7 protein-coding genes and 1 pseudogene are annotated in these 7,038 nt (G+C 73.3%); 4 read left to right on the forward strand and 4 right to left on the reverse strand.

Annotated features, from left to right (window positions below; translation table 11 throughout):
- Positions 1 to 28: 28 nt before the first annotated feature.
- A complete protein-coding gene (locus ACFWJO_RS35465; protein WP_386871999.1) occupies positions 29 to 1,168 on the reverse strand; it encodes a magnesium and cobalt transport protein CorA in 1,140 nt (379 codons plus the stop codon).
- 419 nt (positions 1,169 to 1,587) lie between these two features.
- Here ACFWJO_RS35465 and ACFWJO_RS35470 point away from each other — a divergent pair, with 419 nt between their 5' ends.
- The 4 genes from ACFWJO_RS35470 (at position 1,588) to ACFWJO_RS35485 (ending at position 4,914) form a co-directional block, all read left to right on the forward strand.
- Entirely contained in the window at positions 1,588 to 2,178 is a 591-nt protein-coding gene (locus tag ACFWJO_RS35470) for a suppressor of fused domain protein (protein ID WP_386872001.1), read from the forward strand.
- Positions 2,179 to 2,359: 181 nt separating this feature from the next.
- Entirely contained in the window at positions 2,360 to 2,998 is a 639-nt protein-coding gene (locus ACFWJO_RS35475) for a DUF6758 family protein (RefSeq protein WP_386872003.1), read from the forward strand.
- 163 nt (positions 2,999 to 3,161) lie between these two features.
- A complete protein-coding gene (locus ACFWJO_RS35480) occupies positions 3,162 to 4,022 on the forward strand; it encodes a PHP domain-containing protein (RefSeq protein WP_386872005.1) in 861 nt (286 codons plus the stop codon).
- A gap of 286 nt (positions 4,023 to 4,308) precedes the next feature.
- The gene (locus ACFWJO_RS35485) at positions 4,309 to 4,914 is read left to right on the forward strand and encodes a MarC family protein (RefSeq protein ID WP_384421183.1); all 606 of its coding nucleotides are present in this window, start codon (positions 4,309 to 4,311) and stop codon (positions 4,912 to 4,914) included.
- Between the two features lie 99 nt (positions 4,915 to 5,013).
- Here ACFWJO_RS35485 and ACFWJO_RS35490 read toward each other — a convergent pair whose 3' ends face one another.
- The 3 genes and pseudogenes from ACFWJO_RS35490 to ACFWJO_RS35500 form a co-directional block, all read right to left on the reverse strand.
- On the reverse strand, positions 5,014 to 5,166 hold the full coding sequence (locus ACFWJO_RS35490) for a hypothetical protein (protein WP_386872007.1): 153 nt from the start codon (positions 5,164 to 5,166) through the stop codon (positions 5,014 to 5,016).
- A gap of 226 nt (positions 5,167 to 5,392) precedes the next feature.
- A complete protein-coding gene (locus ACFWJO_RS35495; RefSeq protein WP_386872009.1) occupies positions 5,393 to 6,343 on the reverse strand; it encodes an alpha/beta fold hydrolase in 951 nt (316 codons plus the stop codon).
- 116 nt (positions 6,344 to 6,459) lie between these two features.
- Positions 6,460 to 7,038: pseudogene (locus tag ACFWJO_RS35500) on the reverse strand (DEAD/DEAH box helicase); the annotation flags it as partial.

Genomic DNA, 7,038 nt, shown 5'->3' on the forward strand with positions numbered 1-7,038 from the left:
CCGAAGCCTATCGACCGCGCTCCGCCGGCTACAGCCAGCCGTTGCGCTTGAGGGTGCGGTGGATGGCGAAGCAGATGACGGCGATGCCGCCGAGCACCATCGGGTAGCCGTACTTCCAGTGCAGCTCCGGCATGTGGTCGAAGTTCATGCCGTACACGCCGCAGACCGCCGTCGGGACGGCGACGATCGCCGCCCACGAGGTGATCTTGCGCATGTCCTCGTTCTGCGCGACGGTCGCCTGCGCCAGGTTGGCCTGGAGGATCGAGTTGAGCAGCTCGTCGAAGGCGACGACCTGCTCCTGGACGCGGGCGAGGTGGTCGGCGACGTCCCGGAAGTACTTCTGGATGTCGGGGTCCACCAGCCGCATCGGCCGCTCGCTGAGCAGCTGCATCGGGCGCAGCAGCGGGGTGACGGCCCGCTTGAACTCCAGGACCTCGCGCTTGAGCTGGTAGATCCGGCCGGTGTCGGCGCCGCGCGTGGTGCCCTTGGCGGCCGGCGAGAAGACGTCGATCTCCAGCTGGTCGATGTCGAGCTCGACCGCGTCCGCGACCGCGATGTAGCCGTCGACGACGTGGTCGGCGATGGCGTGCAGGACGGAGGAGGGGCCCTTGGCGAGGAGTTCCGGCTCGCCCTGGAGGCGGTGGCGGAGGTTGCGCAGCGAGCCCTGGCCGCCGTGCCGGACGGTGATGACGAAGTCGGGGCCGGTGAACACCATGACCTCGCCCGTCTCCACGACCTCGCTGGTGGCGGTGAGTTCGGCGTGCTCGACGTAGTGGATCGTCTTGAAGACGGTGAAGAGGGTGTCGTCGTACCGCTCCAGCTTGGGCCGCTGGTGGGCGTGGACGGCGTCCTCGACGGCGAGCGGGTGGAGCCCGAACTCGGCGGCGATACCGGCGAATTCGGCCTCGGTCGGCTCGTGCAGGCCGATCCAGGCGAAGCCGCCGCTCTCCCGTACCTGACGCATCGCGCCGCGCGGCGTCAGGCAGGCGCGGTCGTCCACGCGGCGGCCGTCGCGGTAGACGGCGCAGTCGACGACGGCGCTCGCGGCCGTGGGGTCGCGGGTGGCGTCGTAGTTGGCGTACGGGGAGGAGGCGGCCGGGGCGGTCCTGCGCAGCGGGTGCAGCAGCGACGGACGGACGGCGGCGCGCAGGTCACGGATCATCGACATGGGCGTGCTCCTTCACGGAGAGGCCGTCGGCGAGCGTGGCACAGCCCGGAATGGGGACGTGGTGCTTACGTCGTCCACAAAGCGGGCGGCACCGGAGGATCGCGGTGACGGCGTTCGCTACAGACAGGCAAAGAGGGGTGCTCTTCCGTCGTGCGGGCTGCCGGGAAGGGGGGAACCTGTGAGGGTCCTCGACGTCACCGGAGGGAGATACGCACCGGGCTGGGGTGCGGGGCGGCGGAAGAGCGGCTGGTACTGCCCGATCGACTTCGGTCCATCGCAGTCCCACCTCCTCCGGCCGGTCCCTCGTGAGGGATGACGTGTGACGAGCAGTCGGGAACCCGACCAATGGCAAACACTATCAGCCGACTGAGGGTCAATCCCTTCCTTTGCCCGTTCCATACGCGCTTTATGCTCGCCGCATGGCAGAAATTCTCGCTCTGGTCGAGGCCCGGCTGCGCACGGCCCTCGGCGAGCCGGACGCGCGCGCCGCGATCACGTTCCTCGGCACCGACCGGATCGAGGTGCTCCGGTTCATCGACGCCGACGCCGGTCTGGTGCGCTACGCGACCCTCGGGATGTCCGCCCAGCCGATGGCCGACCCCACCGCGGTGCTCGCCGACCCGGTCAAGGGTCCCCGCGCCGAACTGGTGCTCTCCGTACGGGCCGGCCGCGCCGACACCGACAAGGTGCTGCGCCCGCTCGCGGTGCTCGCCGCCACCCCGCAGGTGGAGGGCGTGGTCGTCGCCCCTGGCGCCTCGCTCGACGTGGGCGAGCCGCTGTGGCCGGACGCGACGTTCAGCTCCGTCCTCGTCGCCGAGCCGGGCGGCCTGGTGGAGGACCTGGAACTCGACGCGCCCATGGACCCGGTGCGGTTCCTGCCGCTGCTGCCGATGACCCCGAACGAGGCCGCGTGGAAGCGGGTGCACGGGGCGAAGGCCCTGGAGGAGCGCTGGCTGGCGAACGGCACGGACCTGCGTGACCCGCTGCGCGGGTCGGTGAACCTGGACTGAGCGCGGGGGCGTCGCGGTGGGCCCGGGGGCTTGGTTTCGAGTCCGCCGGTCCGTTCGTATCGGACTCCGTCCTGTCCCCTCCTGACCGCTCTCCGGCCGAGGGTGAACGGCTCCGGCCGGACGGGTGATCATCGGTGATCGTCCTTGACGCGGGGCCGAAGCGGTAGGACCGTTGAGCCCTATGAGGGGCGAACCCAGTTGCCCGAAGTGCGGTGGCCGGGTCAGGGCGCCCGGTCTCTTCGCCGACTCGTGGCAGTGCGACGTGCACGGCTCGGTGCACCCGCTACAACCCGTGATCCCGCCCAGCGTCGAGGGCCTCGGTGTCGTCGTGCACCGGGCCCACGTGCCGGTGTGGATGCCGTGGCCCCTGCCCGTCGGCTGGCTCTTCACGGGGGTCGCGTACGCCGGTGACGACCGCAGCGGCGGCCGCGCGACCGCCGTGGCCTGCTCGGGGCCCGGCCCGCTCGGCGGCATCGGGGAGCTGCTGCTCGTCGCCGAGGAGCTCGGCGTCGGCCTCGGCGCCCGGTACGCGGGCATCGACGGCCCCGACCCCGGCCCCGGCATGGCCATCGACAAGCCGCCGCAGGTCAAGGTGCTCGCGGCCGGCCGTCCCACCCCGCTCTGGCACGTCAACGGCGCCCCGCAGGACCGCGCCGTCTTCGCCGGCGAGGCGCGCGGTCTGTGGCTCTGGGCGATCGTCTGGCCCGAGCAGTCGGGACTCCTCATGTACGACGAGCTGGTCCTCACCGACCTGCGGGACGCGGGCGCGGAGGTCGAGCTGCTGCCCTGCGGGGCGCTGACGCCGCGGCTGCTGGCCTAGGGGGTGTGCCGGGGCGGCCCCGGGGGCGGGCGGACGGCTGGCCGGCGGGGGAGCGGGCAGTAAGGGGTGAGAGCTTCAGGGGATCCGTACGTGTGTGCTTGATTCGCCCGTTATGCTGGAGCGTCCCTGTCCGTCCGTCCCGAGCCCTTTGGAGTCACGCGTCGTGCGCATCGATCTGCACACCCACTCCACGGCCTCCGACGGCACGGACACCCCGGCCGAGCTGGTCCGCAAGGCGGCCGCCGCCGGGCTCGACGTGGTCGCGCTGACCGACCACGACACCACCCGTGGTTACGGCGAGGCGATCGCCGCCCTGCCCGAGGGGCTCACCCTCGTCACCGGCGCCGAGCTCTCCTGCCGCTACGACGGCGTGAGCCTCCACATGCTGGCGTACCTCTTCGACCCCGAGGAGCCCGCCCTCCTCGCCGAGCGCGAGCTGGTCCGGGACGACCGGGTGCCGCGGGCCCGCGCGATGGTCGGCAAGCTCCAGGAGCTCGGCGTCCCCGTCACCTGGGAGCAGGTCGCCCGGATCGCCGGCGACGGCTCCGTCGGCCGCCCGCACGTCGCGGAGGCGCTGGTCGAGCTCGGTGTGGTGCCGGACGTCTCCGGCGCCTTCACGTCCGAGTGGCTGGCCGACGGCGGCCGGGCGTTCGTCGCGAAGCACGAGCTCGACCCGGTCGACGCCATCCGCCTGGTCAAGGCGGCCGGCGGCGTCACCGTCTTCGCCCACCCGCTGGCGGTCAAGCGCGGCGAGTGCGTGCCCGAGTCCGCCGTCGCCGAGCTGGCCGAGGCCGGTCTCGACGGCATCGAGGTGGACCACATGGAGCACGACGAGCCGACCCGGGCGCGGCTGCGCGGCCTGGCGAAGGAGCTGGGGCTGCTGGTCACCGGCTCCAGCGACTACCACGGCAGCCGCAAGACCGTCGGCCTCGGCGACTTCACCACCGACCCCGAGATCTACGGCGAGATCACCCGCCGTGCCGCCGGCGCCTTCCCGGTGCCGGGCGCGGGCGGACGCGCCTAGGGTCGGTCCGGCGGATCATGGCCGCCGGACAGGCCCCCGGGCCCGTCCGGCCGGCAGCGCTCCCGTTCTCCGCGGGGCCCGGTGTCACGGCTCGTCGATTTCCGGCGCCTTCGGGGCCGGTGCCGTCCTGTCGTGGTGCTGCGGCGCCAGGCGCCTCCGGCGGGCGTGCCCTCGGCCCTCCGCCCTCCCCTTCTGACGTCCTTCCGTCGGGCATCACCCTGCCCACTCCCCGGAATCCCCAGTTCCGGACGTTCGTGTACACCCCTTTCCCGCAAGGCCCTTCACCGTGTTCGACGTCGCCGTCTTCGGCTCGCTCTTCCTGACCCTCTTCGTGATCATGGATCCGCCGGGGATCACCCCGATCTTCCTCGCCCTCACCTCCGGCCGCGCCGCCAAGGTCCAGCGGCGCATGGCCTGGCAGGCCGTGGCCGTCGCCTTCAGCGTCATCACCGTCTTCGGCATCCTCGGCCAGCAGATCCTCGCCTATCTGCACGTCTCCGTCCCCGCGCTGATGATCGCGGGCGGTCTGCTCCTGCTGCTGATCGCGCTGAGCCTGCTCACCGGCCAGACCGACGAGCCCAAGCAGACGAAGGACGTCAACGTCGCGCTCGTACCCCTCGGCATGCCGCTGCTCGCGGGTCCCGGTGCGATCGTGTCGGTCATCCTCGCCGTGCAGCACGCCGACGGCGCCGCCGCGCAGGTCTCCGTGTGGGCGGCGATCGTCGCCATGCACGTCGTGCTGTGGCTGACCATGCGCTACTCGCTGCTGATCATCCGGGTGATCAAGGACGGCGGCGTGGTCCTGGTGACGCGCCTGGCCGGCATGATGCTCGCCGCGATCGCCGTGCAGCAGATCATCAACGGCGTCACCCAGGTGATCCAGGGCGCCTGACGCCCCTGGCCGGCGTGGCCGGACACCACTGCGCCCCCGTACGGATTCCGATGACGGAGTCCGTGCGGGGGCGCGGTGCGTGTGGTCCGGCCGTGGGCCTTACGAGGCCGCGGTCTCGGCCGGGCGGATCCAGATGCGCTGGCCGATCGCGGCGGCCTGCTGCACGATGCCGTTGACGGAGGCGGCGTCCACGACGGTCCGGTCGACGGGCGTGCCGTCGACGTCGTCGAGTCGCAGGATTTCGAAGCGCACGGGCTTCTCCCTTCGTCTGAGGTGTTCCTCCTGGTGGAGAACTGGGTTACGTACCTGTCCAACGACGTGCAGCCTGCAAACATTCCCTACGCTAAGGAAATTTTTCGGCTGGCTAAGTACTGACGGGTAGGGCCGGTCCGGCGGCGACGGCGACGCCGGAACCGGGCTGCGCGAGGCGGCGCCCGGGAAACCACGGGGCCGCCGCGACCATCTTCGCCGACGCGCGTTACGGGCGCGCTTCGTCCGGATTGCCGGTGATGACCGTGGCCGTCGTCGGGACCGCGGCCTGGGGCGCCTCCGCCCCCACCGCGATCCGCGCGGGGATCCCGTCCCAGAACGCGGCGAGCCGCGCCGCCAGCTCCCGCGGGTGCGAGACGTTGGGGGAGTGGCCGGCACCGTTCACCACGGTGTGGTGCGCACCGGTACGGGCGGCCGCCGCCGCCAGGTCCGGCACCGGCCAGACCGTCTCCTCGTCGCCGTACGCGATGTGCAGCGGGAACGGCAGCGCGCACAGCGCGGCGGTGCCGTCCGGGGCGCCGAGCAGCAGCCGGCCCGCGCCCGAGAGCTGGGCGATCCGGGTCCGCATCCAGCGCCGCCGCAGGAACCGCACGATCTCCGGCGGATCCGACACGCCCGGCTCCTCGCCCCGGCTGTCCAGCCAGCGCGTCGCCCGCCACACCCGCTCCTTGGGCAGCAGCGCGAGCGCGCCGCGCAGCACCCGGACCCGGACCCGCTGCGGCCGGGCCACCCGGCCGGGCCCCGAGGACAGCAGCGTCAGCGAGGCGAACGCGTCGGGCGCGAGCTCCGCCGCCGCGCGGGCCACGAGCCCGCCGAACGAGTGCCCCAGCAGATGCACCGGGCCGTCCCCGAGCGCCGCCGCCTGCGCCACCACGTCGAGCGCGAGCGCCTTGCGCCGGTACGCGGCCCGCCCGCGCGGCCCGGGCGACTCGTGCTGCCCGCGCCCGTCGACGGCGACCGCGCGGTACCCGGCATCGCCGAGCGGCTCCAGGAGGGCCAGGAAGTCCTCCTTGCTGCCGGTGTATCCGGGCAGCAGCAGCACGGTCCCGTGCCGCTTCCCGGCGGCCCCGGCGTCGAGCACGGCGAACTCGCCCCGTGCCGTGGACAGTCGATAGCCACGAGTACGCGGCGGCAACGCGAGGGACCGGGGCTTGCTCATACAGGGACTGTAACCTCAGCGCCCGACGGCGGCGGCGCGGGCGGTTGGCGTCCGCACGCACCGCGGCCCGGCGCTCGTTTCCGAGGGCCGGGCCGCAGTGGTGGGACGTGCCGGTGTCAGGCCTCCGGCTGGGCGGCGGCCTTCTTGGCCACGCGCTTGCGCGGGGCCTTCGGCGCGGCCTCCGCGGCCTCGGCGGGCTGCTCGGCCGCGGCCTTCTTCGTCGTACGGCGACGGGTCGTCGTGGTCTTCGGCTCCGACGCGTCCGGCGCCTCGGCCGCGACGGCCTTCTTGGCGGTCCGCTTGCGCGGGGCCTTCGGCGCGGCCTCGACGGCCTCGACGACGTCCGCGACGGCTTCGGCGACCTTCTTGGCGACCCGCTTGCGCGGCGCCGCCTTCTTCGGCGCCTCGGCGGCGGCGGTGTCCGCGGCCTCCGGCTGGGCGGCCGCGGCCTTCCTGGTGGTGCGCTTGCGCGGGGCCTCGGTCACCTCGGCGACGGTCTCGACCGGCGCGACGGCCTTCTTGGCCACCCGCTTGCGCGGGGCGGCCTTCTTCGGCTCCTCGACGACCACGGCCGGCGCGGCCTCGACGACCACCACGGCCTCCGTGCCCGGCGTCGACGTCACGGGGCTCGACGCCCGGCGGGTCGCCCGCCGTCGCGGCTTCGGCTCCTCGACCGGGGCGGCGACCGGCTCCGG

It is taken from the genome of Streptomyces sp. NPDC127092 (assembly GCF_042722475.1).
Lineage (GTDB): Bacteria > Actinomycetota > Actinomycetes > Streptomycetales > Streptomycetaceae > Streptomyces.